Here is a 15,589-nt window from a genome sequence, read left to right as displayed (position 1 = left end):
AGACACGACGAAGGAGGGCGCATGGAGATCGACCGGGTCAGGCTGGGGGAGTTCCTGCTGCGGCGGCGCGAGGCGCTGCAACCCGAAGACGTCGGCCTCGGGCGGGGCCAGCGCCGCCGCACCACGGGGCTCCGCCGCGAGGAGGTCGCAGTGCTCAGCCACATGTCCACCGACTACTACGCTCGCCTCGAGCGGGGCACCGGTCCGCATCCCTCGGAACAGATGATCGCGTCGATCGCGCAGGGTCTGCACCTCACGCCCGACGAGCGCGACCACCTGTTCCGGCTGGCGGGGCACCATCCTCCGGTGCGCGGCGTCTCGAGCGATTACATCGGCCCGGGGATGCTGCGCATCTTCGACCGGTTGCAGGACACCCCGGCCGAGATCGTCACCGAGCTCGGCGAGACCCTGCGCCAGACGCCTCTCGGCGTGGCGCTGACCGGCGACACCACGCACTTCACCGGATCGTCGCGGAGCATCGGGTACCGGTGGTTCACCGACCCGTCGAGCCGTGCGCTCTATGCGCCCGACGAGCATCCGTTCCTGTCCCGGCTCTGGGTCTCAAGCCTCCGCGACATAGCGGCGAGGCGGGGGCGGTCGTCGCGCGCGGGGCACCTGGCCGACGAGCTGCTGGAGAGGAGCGAGGAGTTCCGCACCCTCTGGGAGCTGCACGAGGTCGGCATCCGTCCGCGGGAGACCAAGCGGTTCGTGCACGGCGAACTCGGCGCGCTCGAGCTCAGTTGCCAGACGCTCATCGATCCGGATCAGTCGCACGCGCTGCTCGTGTACACGGCGTCACCGGGCAGCGAGGGCTACGAGAAGCTGCAGCTGCTCTCCGTCATCGGTGCGTCGTCGCTCCGCTGACGAGGGGCCCGCGCTCGCGGTCTGCGGCTCAGTCGGTGGCGACGAAGTGGGCGATGCGGGTGCCGAGGAGCACAGCTGTGAGAGCGGGGCCACGGCGAGGGACGGTGGGGAGGATCGACGTGTCGGCCACGCGCAGGCCCTCGACACCGCGCACCCGGCCGTGCTGTTCGACGACGGCGCCCGGATCGTCCGGCGGGCCCATCCGGGCGCCGCCGGAGAGGTGGATGGCCGTGCCGAGATTCGCGTGCACCCACGCGTCGAGCGCGGAGTCGTCGGCCAAGGTGGTGGCATCGATGTTCGTCAGGCCGTCGGAGACCTCGGCGAAGGCCGGCGACTCGATGAGCGCGGCGGCTCGGCGCACGGCGGCACGCATCCGGGCGCGGTCGGCGGGGGAGGCGAGGTAGTCGTAGTCGATCCGCGGCGGGGCGTCCGGCCCGTCCGCCGAGAGACGGATGCGCCCCCGCGATTCCGCGTTCTGCACCGCCACGAGCATCGTGAGCTCGGGCACGGCGGCGGGCTCGCCGGTGAGCAGGTAGTGCATCGGCTTGAGCAGGGGCAGGACCTCCAGGTCCGTGCCGTCGTCGAGGGTGGCGTTCAGCACGCTCTCCATCGTGGGCCCGCCATGCGGCTCCATGCTCGCCACTTCGGGGCGGGGCCGCCAGGTGAGCTGCACCTGCGGGTGGTCGCTGAACGCCGCACCGACGCCCGGCACGTCGGCCACCACCGGGATGCCGAGTCGCGCGAGCTCGCCCCGCGGACCCACCCCCGAGCGGAGCAGGAGCGTGGGCGACATGATCGCACCCGCAGCGAGCACGACCTCTCGCCCCCGGACGACGTGGCGCGTCCCGCCGCCCGTCGCGCCTACCCGCCCCTCGATCTCCACGCCGACCGCGCGGGTGCCGTCGAAGACGACGCGGCGCACCACGCTTCCGCCGCGCACCTCGAGGTTCGGATGCTCGGCGAGCGGCAGCAGATAGGCCAGCGCAGTGTTCCACCGCACGCCGTCGCGCACGTTCATCGGCAGCGGCCCGTGCCCGGCCGCCATCTCACCGTTCTTGTCGGTCTCGTCCGCGTACCCCGCTCCCGCGGCTGCGGCGGTGAACGCCGCGGTCACCGGATGTGCACCGACCGCCCATCCCATGGCGCCCCTCGTCGTGGGGGCCGACGCGAGGTGGTGCAGGGCGGGGCGGGTCACGGGCATGGGGCCCGCCGAGCAGTGGAGCGCGGCATCCGTGCCGAAATCCGCGTCGGACTCGAGGGCGCGGAGGAACGGGAGGCACGCCTCGTAGCTCCACTCGGGGTTGCCGAGCGCCACCCAGTCGTCGAAGTCGGCGCGGCGCGGTCGCACGAAATAGCCACCGTTGATCGTCGTCGACCCACCCAGGATGCGCCCCCGCGCGATCGAGTACGGCCGGGAGGGCGTGAGCTGCGCCGCGAAGGCCCAGTTGTCGGGATGCGCCGGGTCGGCCCCCTGGATCGTGCCCGCATCCAGCAACTCACGCGGCATCCCGGCGGCGGTGGCCGGGGCCGGCCCCGCTTCGAGCAGCAGCACCCGTCGTCCGGCCTCGGCGAGCGACGCCGCCAGGGGCGCTCCGGCTCCTCCCGCCCCGACCACGATCACGTCGTGGTGGGGCGGGTCTGACGGTGACCCGGGGGAGCCGGCCATGTCTAGTGCGGCGAACCGGGGTCGAACGTGGTCTCGAGCATCCGGATCGCCGAATCGAGCAGCTCGGCGAGGTCGGCGTCGTCGTGCTTCAGCCATTGCTCGTAGGCCGCGAGCGAGACGGCGAGATAGGTCCAGGCGATGGCCTGCGGCTGCAGGCTGTCCTCCGGCACCCCGAGGCGCTCGGCCGCGAACTCCGCCACCACCTGCCGCCAGGATGCGTACCGCAGCGTCGAGTGCGCCACCAGCGTCGGCACGTTGAGCAGCAACTCCATCCGCTGCCGGTGATAGGGCACCTCTTCGACGGGGAACCGGTTGAACTCGATCACCGCCTCCCGCAGCGCCTCGACGAGGGGCAGCGACGCGGGCAGTTCGTGGAGGTACCGGCGCATCCGGTCGAGCAACTGCTCGAAATCGCCCCACGGCAGATCGTTCTTCGACGGGAAGTAGCGGAAGAAGGTGCGCCGGCCGATGCCCGCGCGCGCCGCGATCTCGTCGATCGTGGTGGCGTCGAAACCGTGCTCGACGAACAACTGCAGCGCGATGTGACTGAGTTCGGCCTGCGAGGTGGACGGGGCGCGACCGAGTCGGGTCGGAGTCGTCATCGGGTCACCTCTTCCATTCGGCACTCGGTGTCATTAGTATCGTCTCAATCACAGTAAATCGACGATGTAGACGAATTACGACCATGAGGAGAATCCCATGAGTGCACGTGAACAGACCACCTCGGCCGAGTCCCTCGGAGACGACACGGCGGTGATCGAGGCCGATTCGCTGGTCGAAGAGGTTTCGATCGACGGTATGTGCGGCGTCTACTAAAGCCGCTGCCATGGTAACGCTGGATCTGGACACGGCGTGGGATCTGCATCCGCAAGTGTCCGTCCGTCCTGAGCCGTTCGGCGCTCTGCTCTACCACTTCGGCACGCGCAAGCTGTCGTTCCTCAAAGACCGCACTCTGCTGGCGGTCGTCCAATCGCTCGGAACCGCGTCGAGCGTGCGCGCCGCCTGCGAATCCGCGGGGGTCGGCGACGCCGATCTGCCGCGCTACCAGCAGGCTCTCGGCACGCTCGCTCAGTCGTCGATGGTCGTCGAAAGGTCGCAATGACACTCCTGGATGCCCGCCCCGAAGCCCCCAAGCCCGCCCCGCCGCCCAAGCCGGGGCGGCTGGTCGATCTGTTCGAGTTCGGTTTGGATTCGCCGATCTGCCTGACCTGGGAACTCACCTACGCGTGCAACCTCAGCTGCGTGCACTGCCTCTCGTCGTCGGGCCGGCGGGATCCGCGGGAGTTGAGCACCGAGGAGTGCAAAGCCGTCATCGACGAGCTCGAGCGGATGCAGGTCTTCTACGTGAACATCGGCGGCGGTGAGCCCACCGTGCGCTCCGATTTCTGGGAGCTCGTCGACTACGCCACCGCCCACAAGGTGGGCGTGAAGTTCTCGACCAACGGGGTGAAGATCACTCCCGAGGTCGCGCAGAAGCTCGCGTCGAGCGACTACGTCGACGTGCAGATCTCGCTCGACGGGGCGACGGCCGAGGTCAACGACTTCGTGCGCGGGCCCGGCTCCTACGCCACGGCGATGCGGGCGATGCAGAACATGAAGGACGCCGGGTTCACCGGGTTCAAGATCTCGGTGGTCTGCACCCGGCAGAACATTCCCCAGCTGGATGAGTTCAAGGCCATCGCCGACGAGTACGGAGCGCAGCTGCGCCTCACCCGCCTGCGCCCGTCGGGTCGCGGCGCGGATGTGTGGGACGAGCTGCACCCCTTGCCCGAGCAGCAGCGGGAGCTCTACGACTGGCTCGTCGCCAACGGCGAGAACGTGCTCACGGGCGACTCCTTCTTCCACCTCTCGGCGTACGGGTCGGCCCTGCCGGGCCTGAACCTCTGCGGTGCCGGGCGGGTGGTGTGCCTGATCGATCCGGTGGGCGACGTCTACGCGTGTCCCTTTGCCATTCACGAGGAATTCCTCGCCGGAAATGTGCGGAGCGAGGGCGGATTCCAGGACGTCTGGCGCAACTCGGAGCTGTTCACCCGGTTGCGGAAGCCGCAGTCGGGCGGGGCGTGCACGAGCTGCTCGTTCTTCGACTCCTGCAAGGGCGGGTGCATGGCGGCGAAGTTCTTCACCGGGCTGCCGCTCGACGGGCCCGACCCGGAGTGCGTGCGCGGCTTCGGCGAAGAGGCGTTGACCAAGCGCAAGGAGGCCGACTCCATCCCGCGCCCGGATGGCGACCATTCGCACTCGACCGTGCGCGGGCCGCGCCGCGACGGCAAACCCAGCTCGACAAGTCTGATCACGGCCGGCGCAGTCACGACGCGCCGCCCGGTGCCGGTGACGCTGTCGCTCAGCCGCCCGGCGCATCCGCCGGTCAGCGCGTGCGAGGAGAACCCCCTCGCCGGATTCACCCCGGGAGACTGACCCCGGGCACAAAGGCCACGGGCCGCATCCACGACCCGCGTGTGTAGAGAGAGGAACAGGCAAAATGGGTCGAGTCGAAGGCAAAGTCGCTTTCATCACCGGAGCCGCTCGTGGACAGGGGCGCTCGCACGCGATCCGGTTGGCACAGGAAGGCGCCGACATCATCGCGGTCGACCTGGCCGACCACATCCCGAACATCGACTACCCCTCGGCCACCGAGGAGGACCTCGCCGAGACCGTACGACAGGTCGAGGCGCTCGACCGCCGGATCATCGCCACGAAGGTGGACGTGCGCGACCGCGCGGCCCTGAAAGCCGCCGTCGACGACGGGGTCGCCCAGCTCGGCAAGCTCGACATCGTGGTGGCCAACGCCGGCATCTGCGTGATCGCCGATTGGAAGGGCACCTCCGAGGAGGTGTGGGAGCAGACCATCGGCACCAACCTCACCGGCATCTGGAACACCCTCCAGACCACGGCGCAGTACCTCATCGACGGCGGCGGCGGATCGATCATCATGACCAGTTCGGCCGCGGGCATCAAGGGCCTGCCGTTCCTCTCGGCCTACGTCGCCTCGAAGCACGGAGTGGTGGGGCTCATGCGGGCCTACGCCACCGAGCTCGCGGAGTACAACGTGCGGGTCAACACCATCCACCCCACGGGCGTCAACACGCCCATGGGCACTCTCGGCGGCGGCGCTTTCGGTCCGCTGCTTGAGGCGCATCCGAAGCTCGGCGGGATGCTCGCGAACCTGCTGCCGATCGAGATCACCGAACCCGTCGACCAGTCGAACGCCGTGCTCTGGCTCGCCTCCGACGAGTCGCGCTACGTCACCAGCCTCGAGCTGACCGTCGACGCCGGCAACACCCAGTTCTGACCCGGGCACTCCGGGCCTCGCAAGAGAGGAAGGAGCACGCAATGGGGCGTGTAGAAGGAAAGGTCGCATTCGTCACGGGTGCGGCACGCGGACAGGGGCGCAGCCACGCGCTGCGGCTGGCGCAGGAAGGCGCCGACATCATCGCGGTCGACATCGAAGACCAGATCGGTTCGGTGCCGTATCCGATGTCGACCCCGGCCGACATGGAGGAGACGGTCCGGCAGATCGAGGCGCTCGACCGGCGCATCGTGGCGACCAAGGCGGACGTGCGCGACTACGAGGCCGTGAAGGCGGCGCTCGACGACGGCGTGGCCCAGCTCGGCCGACTCGACATCGTCGCCGCCAACGCGGGCATCTTCAGCTTCGGCAGCATGGAGGAACTCACCGAGGAGCAGTGGAGCGACATGCTCGACACCAACCTCACGGGTGTGTGGCACGCCGTGAAGGCGGCCATCCCGCACCTGAAGGCCGGTGGCAACGGCGGGTCGATCATCCTGACCTCGTCGACGGCCGGGCTGATGGCGATCCCGAACATCGGGCACTACGTCGCCGCCAAGCACGGCGTGGTGGGGCTGATGCGCACGCTGGCTCTCGAACTGGCGCCCGACTTCATCCGGGTGAACTCGGTGCATCCCACCAGCGTCGACACCGACATGATCCACAACGACGCCACCTACGCACTGTTCGCCGGCGACCTGCCGCTCGAGGAGCGCACTCGCGACGTGGTCGGCGAACGGTTCCAGACGCTGAACGCGCTGCCGATCAAGTGGGTCGAGCCGGTCGACATCTCGAATGCCGTGCTGTGGCTGGCCTCCGACGAGTCGCGGTACGTCACCGGCGTCACTCTGCCGGTGGACGCCGGCTCGCTCATCAAGTAGTTCCCGGGCCTCCGGGCCCATGACGGAAGGAGCACGCCATGGGGCGTGTAGAAGGAAAGGTCGCGTTCATCACGGGCGCGGCACGTGGCCAGGGGCGGTCGCACGCGATCCGGCTGGCGCAAGAGGGCGCCGACATCATCGCGATCGACATCTGCGAGGCGATCCCCGAGAACCCGTACGACCCGGCGACCGAGGAAGATCTCGCCGAGACCGTGCGGCAGGTCGAAGCACTCGATCGGCGCATCGTGGCGTCGAAAGCCGACGTGCGGAACTTCGACCAGCTGAAGGGCGCGCTCGACGAGGGCGTCGCCCAGCTCGGCCGGCTCGACATCGTCTCGGCCAACGCCGGGATCTCGGGCTCGCCCAACCGCTCGGAGAACATTCCCGATGCGGAATGGAAGAACATGATCGACATCAACCTCGGCGGCGTCTGGCGCACCGCCAAGGCGGCCATCCCGCACCTCCGGGCCGGCGGACGCGGTGGATCGATCATCCTCACCAGTTCGGATGCGGGGCTGTTCCCCTACGAGAACATCTCGCACTACGTCTCGGCCAAGCACGGCGTGGTGGGCCTCATGCGCACCCTGGCGCTCGAGCTCGCGCCGGACTTCATCCGGGTGAACAGCATCCACCCCACCACGGTCGACACCCCGATGGTGCAGAACGACGCCATCTACCGACTGTTCCGACCCGATCTCGAGAACCCGACGAAGCAGGACTTCGCGGATGCCGCGACCGGCATGAACGCCCTGCCGATTCCGTGGGTCGAAGCGGTCGACATCTCGAACGCCCTGCTCTGGCTGGCCTCCGACGAGTCGCGCTACGTCACCGGCGTGACCCTGCCGGTCGATGCCGGCGCGGCGATCAAGTGACGAGGGCGCGATGGGACGCGTAGACGGCAAGGTCGCCTTCATCACCGGCGCCGCCCGTGGGCAGGGGCGCAGCCACGCGTTGCGCCTGGCCCAGGAGGGCGCCGACATCATCGCGATCGACATCGCTGAGTCGATCCCCGGCATGGACCGGTTCTACCAGGGCGCGACGGAGGAGGACCTCGCCGAGACCGTGCGCCAGGTCGAGGCGCTCGACCGGCGGATCGTGGCCCGCAAGGCCGACGTGCGCGACTACGACGCGCTGAAGACCGCGCTCGACGAAGGGGTGGCCGAGCTCGGGCACGTCGACATCGTGTCGGCCAACGCGGGCATCTTCGCCTTCGGCGAGCAGTCGCAGCAGGTCACCGACGACGAGTGGGACATGGTCAACGACATCAACGCGAAGGGCGTCTGGCACACCGCCAAGGCGGTCATCCCGCATCTCATCGAGCAGGGCACGGGCGGGTCGATCATCCTCACCTCGTCGACGGCGGGATTGAAGGGCACCCCGAACGTGGTCGCCTACACGGCGTCGAAGCACGCCGTGGTGGGGATCATGCGCACGCTGGCTCTCGAGCTCGCGCCGCATCGCATCCGCGTGAACACCGTGCATCCGACCGGGGTGGCGACTGACATGATCCTCAACGAGGCGACGTTCCGCCTGTTCATGCCGGATGTCGAGCACCCGACGCAGGAGGCGGCGGCGGAGATCTTCGCCACCACCAACGCCCTGCCCATCCCGTGGGTCGAACCCATCGACATCTCGAACGCCGTGCTCTACCTCGCCTCCGACGAGGCGCGCTACGTCACGGGCACCGAGCTGAAGATCGACGCCGGGTACACGATCAAGTGAGGAGCCTGAATGGGTGAGACGGATGTCGCGGAGACCCGTCGCAGGATCGCCGCGCACCTGGTGGGCCGCGAGCGGGAGCTGGAACTCGCGCTCGCGGCCGTCGCCGCCGGGCGCGACCTGGTGCTCGAGGGGCCTCCCGGAACGAGCAAGACCACGACGCTCAAGGCGATCACCGAGGAGTGGGGGATTCCGCTGCTCTTCGTCGAGGGCAACGCCGACCTGACGCCGGCGAAGCTCGTGGGCCACCACAATCCGGCCCGGGTGCTGCGCGAGGACTACAGCGCCGACAACTTCGTGGCGGGACCCCTCGTGCAGGCGATGCGGCAGGGCGGGTTCCTCTACATCGAGGAGTTCAACCGCGCGCCCGAAGACACCCTCAACACCCTGCTCACCGCGATGGCCGACCGGGCGATCGAGGTGCCGCGGGTGGGGGTGATCGAGGCACAGCCGACCTTCCGCGTGATCGCGTCGATGAATCCCTTCGACAACGTCGGCACGACGCGGCTCTCCACGAGCGTCGCCGACCGCCTCAACCGGATCGTCGTGGGCTACCAGGACGCCGAGTCGGAGCGCGGCATCGTCGCGCTGCGCACGGGCTTGCTCGGTCCGCTGGCCGTGCGGATCATCCCCGACGCTGTGGCGGTGACGCGGGCGACCCGTGAGCATCCCGACGTGCGACAGGGTTCCAGCGTGCGCGGCGCGATCGACTGCGCCCTGGTGGCGCACGAGCTGTTCGCGTTGCGCGGGTTCGACGAGTCGACGGCAGCGCCCTCGGACGAGATCTACCAAGCCACGCTGTTCGATGCGATGCTCGTGTCGCTCTCGGGGCGCATCCACCTCGACGAGGCCGCCGAGACCACTCCGGAGCGGGTGCTGCGCGAGATCTGGGAAGACCACTTCATCCTGGAACCCGCCCGGGCCGAGCCGGGGTGAAGAGCCGTCGAGGCCGATTCACCGGTGTCGCGGCGGAGTTCTGAGGCGCCGCGCGGGGCTCAGCCCTTGCGGCGCAAGCCGAAGCAGCTCGACGCCGATCCGACGGTCTTCGACGTCGCCGGGTCGGGGGCGGGTCTCGTGCTGCGGCCGCAGCCGGGGCACTCGGCGGGGGCGGGCGAGCGGCGGCCCACCGGATCGGGCGCGGGGTTCACCGACGACCCGGCCGCCCTCATCCCGCTCGACGAAGAGGATGCGCAACTCGATCCGGTCGTGCGGGCGCGCGCCGCGCAGATCGCGGCCCGGCTCTCGGTGCCGAAGCCCAAGGTCGACACCGCGCGCGACCGCGGGGCGGGACATTTCGCGAGCGTGCCGTATCGGGGCGGCAGCGACGACATCGACCTCGACCAGACCCTCGAGATGCTCGCGGAGCGTCCGGTTCCCGATGACGAGGACATCATCGTGCGCGAGCGCGTGCGCGCCCGCCGCTCGGTGGTGCTGGCGGTCGATGTCTCCGGATCGATGAAGGGGGAGCGGGTGCGCACCGCGGCGGCGACCGTGGGGGCGCTGGCGGCCGAGCTCGGGCAGACCGGTCAGGACGCGCTCGGGGTGATCGCGTTCTGGTCGGATGCCGCCGTGCTCCACCGGCTCGGCGACCCGGTGCGGCCGATGGAGTTGCTCGACGAGATGCTCCGCATCCCGGCCCGGGGCCTGACCAACATCGCGTTCCCGCTGCAGCTGGCCGCCACGCAGCTCGCCGGGGTGCCCGAGCGCAACGCGCGCGTCATCCTGCTCTCCGACTGCGTGCACAACGCCGGACCCGACCCGCGGCCGTTCGCCGGGCGGCTGCCGAGGCTCGACGTGCTGCTGGACACGAGCGGCGAGAAAGACGTCGAGCTCGGGCGCGAACTGGCCCGGATCGGGCGGGGCGGATTCCACGCCATCCGCACATTCCACGACATCGCGCCGGCGCTCGGGGAACTGTTTCGCAGCTGATCCCTGTATTTATGACACTCGGTGTCATATGGTGTGTTCAGGAATTCGACGAAGGAGTTGGACATGGCCGGAAGGCTCACCGGAAAAGTGGCGTTCATCACGGGGGCGGCCCGTGGGCAGGGGCGCGCGCATGCCGTCAAGCTCGCGAGCGAGGGCGCCGACATCATCGCGATCGACCTCGCGGGCGAGATCCCGCTGGTTCCCTACGACTCGTCATCGGTCGCCGACCTCGAGGAGACCGTGCGCCAGGTCGAGGCGCTCGACCGGCGCATCAGCTTCCAGCAGGGCGACGTGCGCGACCTGCCCGGCATGAAGGCCTTCGTCGACGGTGCGGTGGGCGAGTTCGGCGGACTCGACATCGTGGTGGCGAACGCGGGTATCTGCATCCCCGCCACCTGGGACGAGACGACACCCGAGATCTTCCAGGTCACCATGGACACGAACGTGACCGGGGTCTGGAACACCGTGATGGTGGGAGCCCCGCACCTCGTCGCGCGGGGCGGCGGGTCGATCATCCTCACGAGCTCGTACGCCGGCAAGAAGATGCAGCCGTTCATGGTGCACTACACGGCCTCGAAGCATGCCGTCACCGGCATGACCCGCGCGTTCGCCGCGGAGCTGGGCAAGCACCACATCCGGGTGAACAGCGTGCATCCGGGCGCCGTGAACACGCCGATGGGGTCGGGCGACATGATCGCCGCGATCACGCACACCAACGAGAGCAATCCGCCGCTGGCCGCGATGGGCACGCCGTTCCTGCCGGTGTGGTCGGTCGAGGCGTCCGACATCGCGGATGCGGTGGCGTTCCTGGCCTCCGACGACGCGAAGTTCATCACGGCCGAGCACCTCAGCATCGACGCCGGCGCGCAGTACTTCTAGGCCGGCATCCGGCCCTCCACGAGTGAGAGAGTGAGATCATGAATCCCTGGTTCGAAACAGTCGCCGAGGCGCAGCGCCGGGCGAAGAAGCGGTTGCCCTCATCGGTGTACGGGGCCCTGGTGGCCGGATCGGAGCGCGGGCTCACGATCGAGGACAACATCGGCGCCTTCTCGGAGATCGGGTTCGCGCCGCACGTCGCCGGGCACAAGCCGGCGCGCGATCTGTCGACCTCGGTGATGGGGCTGCCGTTGTCGTTCCCGGTGATGATCTCGCCCACAGGCGTGCAGGCCGTGCATCCCGACGGCGAGGTGGCGGTGTCGCGGGCGGCGGCGAACCGGGGCATCACGATGGGGCTGTCGTCGTTCGCGTCGAAGCCGGTCGAGGAGGTCGTGGAGGCGAACCCGAACACGCTGTTCCAGATGTACTGGACGGGAACGCGGGATGCGATGATCCAGCGGATGGATCGGGCTCGTAAGGCGGGGGCGAAGGGCTTGATCGCCACGCTCGACTGGTCGTTCTCGAACGGGCGCGACTGGGGGAGCCCGTCGATCCCCGAGAAGCTCGACCTGAAGACCATGGTGAACTTCGCGCCGAACGTGCTGCCGCATCCTGCTTGGCTGCTCGCCTATCTCAAGCGCCGCGAGCTGCCGGATCTCACGGCGCCCAACCTGCAGCCGCCCGGCGGCGTCGCGCCGACCTTCTTCGGCGCCTACTACGAGTGGATGCAGACGCCGCCGCCCACCTGGGACGATGTCGCGTGGCTGCGCGAGGAGTGGGGCGGGCCGTTCATGCTCAAGGGTGTGACGCGGGTCGACGACGCGCTGCGCGCCGTGGACGCCGGGGTGACCGCGATCTCGGTGTCGAACCACGGCGGCAACAACCTCGACACGACGCCGGCGACCATCCGGATGCTGCCGTCGGTGGCCGAGGCCGTGGGTTCGCAAGTGGAAGTCGTGCTCGACGGCGGGGTGCGGCGCGGCGGAGACGTGGCGAAGGCGGTGGCGCTCGGGGCGCGGGCCGTGATGATCGGGCGGGCCTACCTCTGGGGGCTCGCCGCCAACGGGCAGGCGGGCGTGGAAAACGTGCTCGACATCCTGCGCGGCGGCCTCGACTCCGCGGTGCTCGGCACGGGGCACGCGTCGGTGCACGAGCTCGGGCCGGACGACCTGGTGATCCCCGCGGGGTTCACGCGAACGCTCGGGGCCGGGTCGTCTTCGACGGGCGGCGCGGGTGGCGCTGCGGGCGCCCAGGCTGTGGTCGCGACCGCGTCGGCCGCTGCACCCGCCCGCACGGCGGCGAAGACCACCCGAACTCGCACGGTGAAGCCGCTGGCGAAGGCCGAGGCCGAGAAGAAGTAGATGGTGCGTGCGAAGCCTCATCTCGAGGAATTCGCGTTCGAAATCGCAAACGTCGCGCCCACCGACGCTCATTGGGGCGTGGTTGCCACGACGTTTGCGAATCGGAACGCCAAACCGGTCCGTCGAGGCACGCAACCTTCCTGGGCGGGCGGGGAAGGCGAGCGGATAGCGTGGTGACATGACCGGACTCGACGCGCTGAGCTGGCCGGCCGTGCCGTCGGGCGCGACGGTTCTTCTGCCGATCGGCTCGACCGAGCAGCACGGGCCGCATCTGCCCTTCGACACCGATGCCGTGATCGCGCGCTCCGTCGCGGGCGTGGTCGGAGAACGGATGCTCGCGGCCGGTGAGGCGGTCGTGCTCGCGCCGGTGCTGGCCTACGGCGCGAGCGGGGAGCATCAGTCGTTCGCCGGCACGATCTCCATCGGGCACGAAGCGCTGCGGTTCGTGCTGATCGAGCTGGTGCGGTCGCTGTCGAGCTGGGCCGCGCGGACCGTCATCGTGAACGGTCACGGCGGAAACGTGCCGACCCTCGCGTCGGCGGTGCCCCAGCTCCGCGCCGAGAACCACCGCGTCGCGTGGCTCCCGTGCGCCGTCTCGCCCGCCGCTGCTCCTGGGCCCGATGCGGATGCTCGTGCCGGGTCGGGTCTCCCCGCACCCGACGCGCACGCCGGGCGCATCGAGACCTCGCTCATGCTGCACCTCGCGCCGACGGCGGTGACGCTGCCGCTGCCGTTGCCCGGCAACACGGAACCGATGTCGGAGTTGCTGCCGCTCATGGCGGCGGGCGGAGTGGCCGCCGTGTCGCCGTCGGGTATCTTGGGCGATCCGACCGGAGCGAACGCGGCCGAGGGTGCGGCGCTCGTCGACGCGATGGTGGCGGATGCGCTCCGCCGCATCGCCGCCGACGCCCCCGACGCGCGGGGGATGCTGCGGTGACGCCCGAGACTCCGCACCGACTGACGGTGACCGGACACGCGCAGCGGGTGACTGCGGTGATGCCGGGCGAGACCCGGCGCGGTCTGGCCACCGCATCGGGGGATGGCGGCGGTGATGCCTGGCGAGCCTCGGGCCGCGGCGTGCTCGGGTGGCTGACGTGACTCCGCGCGAACCTCAGGGCGGTGCGCCGGCGGTGGGCGGCGCGGGCGCCCACGACCCCACCGCTCGGTCGCGCGAGTCCGGCGCCCTGCGGGAGTCGGGTGGTGTCGCGGGTGGGGCTGCCGGAGCGCCGGGCGCCGACCCCACCGTCGGGCCGCGCGAGCACGGCGGGCTGCCGTGGGGGAGTGTCGTGCGACTCAACCGCCGGGTGCGGGTGAAGGACGGCGGGCGCGCGCTCATCGGCGGCGCGCCGACCCGCGTGCTCTACCTGACCGCGCGGGCGGCAGCGCTGTTCGAGGGGCGCGAGCTGCGCATCCGCGACCGCCCCACCGCAGTGCTGGCCGACCGGCTGCTCGAGGCGGGCATCGCCGATCCCGTCATCGCCTCGCTTCCCCCCGGCGATGTCGCCGAGGTCACCTACGTGATCCCCGTGCGCGACCGCCCGGTGGCGCTCGAACGGTTGCTGGCGGCACTCTCGTCGCCGGAGACCGCGCCGGCGGGACCGAGGGCGAGCGCGACGCTCGGGGACCCCGCGGCGGCACGAGCGGGTCGGTCTGCCGAGAAAGCGTCTGGTGCGTCGGGAGACGACGCTCCGAGCCCCCGTCCCGCGGAAGACGCCACCCGCAAGGCCTCGCCCAGGCGAGCGCCACGCATCATCGTGGTCGACGACGCCTCCGTCGATCCGGCCGGCACACGCGCCGCCGCCGCGCGGTGGGGCGCCGAGGTGCTCGAGCTGGAAGAGAACGGAGGCCCGGCCGCCGCCCGCAACGCTGGCCTGCGCCAGGTGACCACCCCGTTCGTCGCGTTCGTCGACTCCGACGTGGTGGCGCATCCGGATGCCGTCGACACATTGCTGCGGCACTTCGCCGACCCGAAGGTGGCCCTCGTCGCCCCGCGGGTGCTCGGGTTGCCGGGCGAGAACGGACTCAACTGGATCGGGCGCTACGAAGACGCCCGATCGAGCCTCGATCTCGGCGAGCATCCCGCGATCGTGCGGCAGCGTGCCCCCGTGTCGTGGGTGTCGAGCACCTTCTTGCTCGCCCGTGTCGACGCTCTCGGTGAGGGTTTCAGCGCCGAGATGCGCGTGGGTGAAGACGTCGACCTGGTCTGGCGCCTCGCCGACCGCGGGCTCCGTGTGCGCTACGAACCCGCCGCCACCGTCTGGCACGAGCACCGCACGACGGTGGGGAAATGGATGGCGCGCAAGGCCTTCTACGGAACCGGGGCGCATCCGCTCGCCCAGCGGCATCCGCACGACATCGCGCCGGCCGTGCTCGCGCCGTGGAGCGCGGCGGTCGTGGCGGTGCTGCTGGCGCAACGCAGGTGGTCGGTGCCGGTGGCGCTCGGGATCAGCGCCGTGACGGTGTGGCGGCTGGCGTCGAAGCTCTCGAAGAGCGAGCATCCGGTGCGGGTCGCGGCGGAGCTCACGGCCAACGGGTTGCTGGCATCGCTGGTGCAGGCGATGGCGCTGCTGCTCCGGCACTGGTGGCCGGCGGTGGCGATCGGATGCCTCTTCTCCGCCCGTCTTCGTCGCGCCGTTCTCGTGGCGCACCTCGCCGATGTCGCGATCGAGCACCGGCGCACGCGGGTGCGCCTCGATCCGCTCCGCTTCGCGCTGGCCCGCCGCCTCGACGATCTCGCCTACGGGGCCGGCGTCTGGGTGAGTGCCCTCCGAGGTCGCTCCTGGGGTGCCCTCCTCCCCGACATCCGTCGCACCCGCTGACCCCCCCCGAACTTCTTGCCCCCAAGCGCCCCAAACCGGCGTTCTTGGGGCGTTTGGGGGCAAGAAGTCGGAAGGGGAGACGGGGAAGGGGGGATAACCCCACCCCCGATTGGTGAGCGGGCCGGATGGGGGCGGAGCGGGGCTTTCGCGAGGCTGGGGGATGCCGGAACGGCACCGGCGCGACTGCG

The 15,589-nt window shown here is 70.3% G+C and carries 17 protein-coding genes; 15 read left to right on the top strand and 2 right to left on the bottom strand.

The annotated features are described in order from the left end of the window. Window positions 1-21: 21 nt before the first annotated feature. A complete protein-coding gene (locus BLW00_RS12080) occupies window positions 22-864 on the top strand; it encodes a helix-turn-helix transcriptional regulator (protein WP_092554255.1) in 843 nt (280 codons plus the stop codon). Between the two features lie 28 nt (window positions 865-892). On the opposite strand, the gene mftG is transcribed toward BLW00_RS12080, so the two are convergent. Together mftG and mftR are read right to left on the bottom strand one after the other, a co-directional pair. Then, on the bottom strand, window positions 893-2,530 hold the full coding sequence (mftG, locus tag BLW00_RS12075) for a mycofactocin dehydrogenase MftG (protein WP_092554252.1): 1,638 nt from the start codon (window positions 2,528-2,530) through the stop codon (window positions 893-895). A gap of 2 nt (window positions 2,531-2,532) precedes the next feature. Then, window positions 2,533-3,132 carry a mycofactocin system transcriptional regulator gene (gene mftR / locus BLW00_RS12070; protein WP_092554249.1) on the bottom strand — a complete coding sequence of 200 codons (600 nt, stop codon included), beginning with the start codon at window positions 3,130-3,132 and terminating at the stop codon, window positions 2,533-2,535. A 97-nt stretch (window positions 3,133-3,229) separates the two neighbouring features. Here mftR and mftA point away from each other — a divergent pair, with 97 nt between their 5' ends. From mftA to mftF, 14 genes are all read left to right on the top strand, one after another. After that, window positions 3,230-3,346: a mycofactocin precursor MftA gene (gene mftA / locus BLW00_RS12065; protein ID WP_092554246.1), complete on the top strand. Its 117-nt coding sequence runs from the start codon at window positions 3,230-3,232 to the stop codon at window positions 3,344-3,346. Window positions 3,347-3,356: 10 nt separating this feature from the next. Next, window positions 3,357-3,632, top strand: a complete 276-nt coding sequence (gene mftB, locus BLW00_RS12060) for a mycofactocin biosynthesis chaperone MftB (RefSeq protein ID WP_092554243.1) — start codon at window positions 3,357-3,359, stop codon at window positions 3,630-3,632. Continuing rightward, the gene (gene mftC / locus BLW00_RS12055; protein WP_092554240.1) at window positions 3,629-4,945 is read left to right on the top strand and encodes a mycofactocin radical SAM maturase; all 1,317 of its coding nucleotides are present in this window, start codon (window positions 3,629-3,631) and stop codon (window positions 4,943-4,945) included. The genes mftB and mftC overlap by 4 nt, the downstream gene beginning before the upstream one ends. Before the next feature lie 64 nt (window positions 4,946-5,009). Beyond that, window positions 5,010-5,819: a mycofactocin-coupled SDR family oxidoreductase gene (locus tag BLW00_RS12050; RefSeq protein ID WP_092554238.1), complete on the top strand. Its 810-nt coding sequence runs from the start codon at window positions 5,010-5,012 to the stop codon at window positions 5,817-5,819. A 41-nt stretch (window positions 5,820-5,860) separates the two neighbouring features. After that, entirely contained in the window at window positions 5,861-6,697 is an 837-nt protein-coding gene (locus tag BLW00_RS12045) for a mycofactocin-coupled SDR family oxidoreductase (RefSeq protein WP_092554235.1), read from the top strand. Between the two features lie 38 nt (window positions 6,698-6,735). Continuing rightward, window positions 6,736-7,569: a mycofactocin-coupled SDR family oxidoreductase gene (locus tag BLW00_RS12040; RefSeq protein ID WP_092554232.1), complete on the top strand. Its 834-nt coding sequence runs from the start codon at window positions 6,736-6,738 to the stop codon at window positions 7,567-7,569. A 10-nt stretch (window positions 7,570-7,579) separates the two neighbouring features. Continuing rightward, window positions 7,580-8,419: a mycofactocin-coupled SDR family oxidoreductase gene (locus BLW00_RS12035; RefSeq protein ID WP_092554229.1), complete on the top strand. Its 840-nt coding sequence runs from the start codon at window positions 7,580-7,582 to the stop codon at window positions 8,417-8,419. A 9-nt stretch (window positions 8,420-8,428) separates the two neighbouring features. After that, complete coding sequence (locus BLW00_RS12030) at window positions 8,429-9,352, top strand: AAA family ATPase (protein ID WP_092554226.1); 924 nt, start codon at window positions 8,429-8,431, stop codon at window positions 9,350-9,352. A gap of 66 nt (window positions 9,353-9,418) precedes the next feature. Next, window positions 9,419-10,345, top strand: a complete 927-nt coding sequence (locus tag BLW00_RS12025) for a vWA domain-containing protein (protein ID WP_092554223.1) — start codon at window positions 9,419-9,421, stop codon at window positions 10,343-10,345. A gap of 63 nt (window positions 10,346-10,408) precedes the next feature. Further along, a complete protein-coding gene (locus BLW00_RS12020; protein ID WP_092554220.1) occupies window positions 10,409-11,224 on the top strand; it encodes a mycofactocin-coupled SDR family oxidoreductase in 816 nt (271 codons plus the stop codon). Between the two features lie 38 nt (window positions 11,225-11,262). Then, window positions 11,263-12,582, top strand: coding sequence for a pre-mycofactocin synthase MftD (gene mftD / locus BLW00_RS12015; RefSeq protein ID WP_092554217.1), 1,320 nt, complete (start codon window positions 11,263-11,265; stop codon window positions 12,580-12,582). A gap of 178 nt (window positions 12,583-12,760) precedes the next feature. Next, complete coding sequence (gene mftE, locus BLW00_RS12010) at window positions 12,761-13,519, top strand: mycofactocin biosynthesis peptidyl-dipeptidase MftE (protein ID WP_092554214.1); 759 nt, start codon at window positions 12,761-12,763, stop codon at window positions 13,517-13,519. Then, window positions 13,516-13,680, top strand: a complete 165-nt coding sequence (locus BLW00_RS23435) for a hypothetical protein (protein ID WP_175494234.1) — start codon at window positions 13,516-13,518, stop codon at window positions 13,678-13,680. The genes mftE and BLW00_RS23435 overlap by 4 nt, the downstream gene beginning before the upstream one ends. Beyond that, complete coding sequence (gene mftF, locus BLW00_RS12005; RefSeq protein ID WP_217634353.1) at window positions 13,677-15,401, top strand: mycofactocin biosynthesis glycosyltransferase MftF; 1,725 nt, start codon at window positions 13,677-13,679, stop codon at window positions 15,399-15,401. The genes BLW00_RS23435 and mftF overlap by 4 nt, the downstream gene beginning before the upstream one ends. The last annotated feature ends 188 nt before the right edge of the window (window positions 15,402-15,589 follow it).

Origin of the sequence: Herbiconiux ginsengi (assembly GCF_900107435.1) — a bacterium.
Taxonomy (GTDB): Bacteria; Actinomycetota; Actinomycetes; order Actinomycetales; family Microbacteriaceae; genus Herbiconiux; species Herbiconiux ginsengi.
This window is presented reverse-complemented; position numbering and strand designations above follow the sequence as displayed.

Coding starts and splice junctions, on each gene's coding strand:
- BLW00_RS12080 (WP_092554255.1), top strand. CDS start 22: ATGGAGATCGACCGGGTCAGGCTGGGGGAGTTCCTGCTGCGGCGGCGC.
- mftG (WP_092554252.1), bottom strand. CDS start 2,530: ATGGCCGGCTCCCCCGGGTCACCGTCAGACCCGCCCCACCACGACGTG.
- mftR (WP_092554249.1), bottom strand. CDS start 3,132: ATGACGACTCCGACCCGACTCGGTCGCGCCCCGTCCACCTCGCAGGCC.
- mftA (WP_092554246.1), top strand. CDS start 3,230: ATGAGTGCACGTGAACAGACCACCTCGGCCGAGTCCCTCGGAGACGAC.
- mftB (WP_092554243.1), top strand. CDS start 3,357: ATGGTAACGCTGGATCTGGACACGGCGTGGGATCTGCATCCGCAAGTG.
- mftC (WP_092554240.1), top strand. CDS start 3,629: ATGACACTCCTGGATGCCCGCCCCGAAGCCCCCAAGCCCGCCCCGCCG.
- BLW00_RS12050 (WP_092554238.1), top strand. CDS start 5,010: ATGGGTCGAGTCGAAGGCAAAGTCGCTTTCATCACCGGAGCCGCTCGT.
- BLW00_RS12045 (WP_092554235.1), top strand. CDS start 5,861: ATGGGGCGTGTAGAAGGAAAGGTCGCATTCGTCACGGGTGCGGCACGC.
- BLW00_RS12040 (WP_092554232.1), top strand. CDS start 6,736: ATGGGGCGTGTAGAAGGAAAGGTCGCGTTCATCACGGGCGCGGCACGT.
- BLW00_RS12035 (WP_092554229.1), top strand. CDS start 7,580: ATGGGACGCGTAGACGGCAAGGTCGCCTTCATCACCGGCGCCGCCCGT.
- BLW00_RS12030 (WP_092554226.1), top strand. CDS start 8,429: ATGGGTGAGACGGATGTCGCGGAGACCCGTCGCAGGATCGCCGCGCAC.
- BLW00_RS12020 (WP_092554220.1), top strand. CDS start 10,409: ATGGCCGGAAGGCTCACCGGAAAAGTGGCGTTCATCACGGGGGCGGCC.
- mftD (WP_092554217.1), top strand. CDS start 11,263: ATGAATCCCTGGTTCGAAACAGTCGCCGAGGCGCAGCGCCGGGCGAAG.
- mftE (WP_092554214.1), top strand. CDS start 12,761: ATGACCGGACTCGACGCGCTGAGCTGGCCGGCCGTGCCGTCGGGCGCG.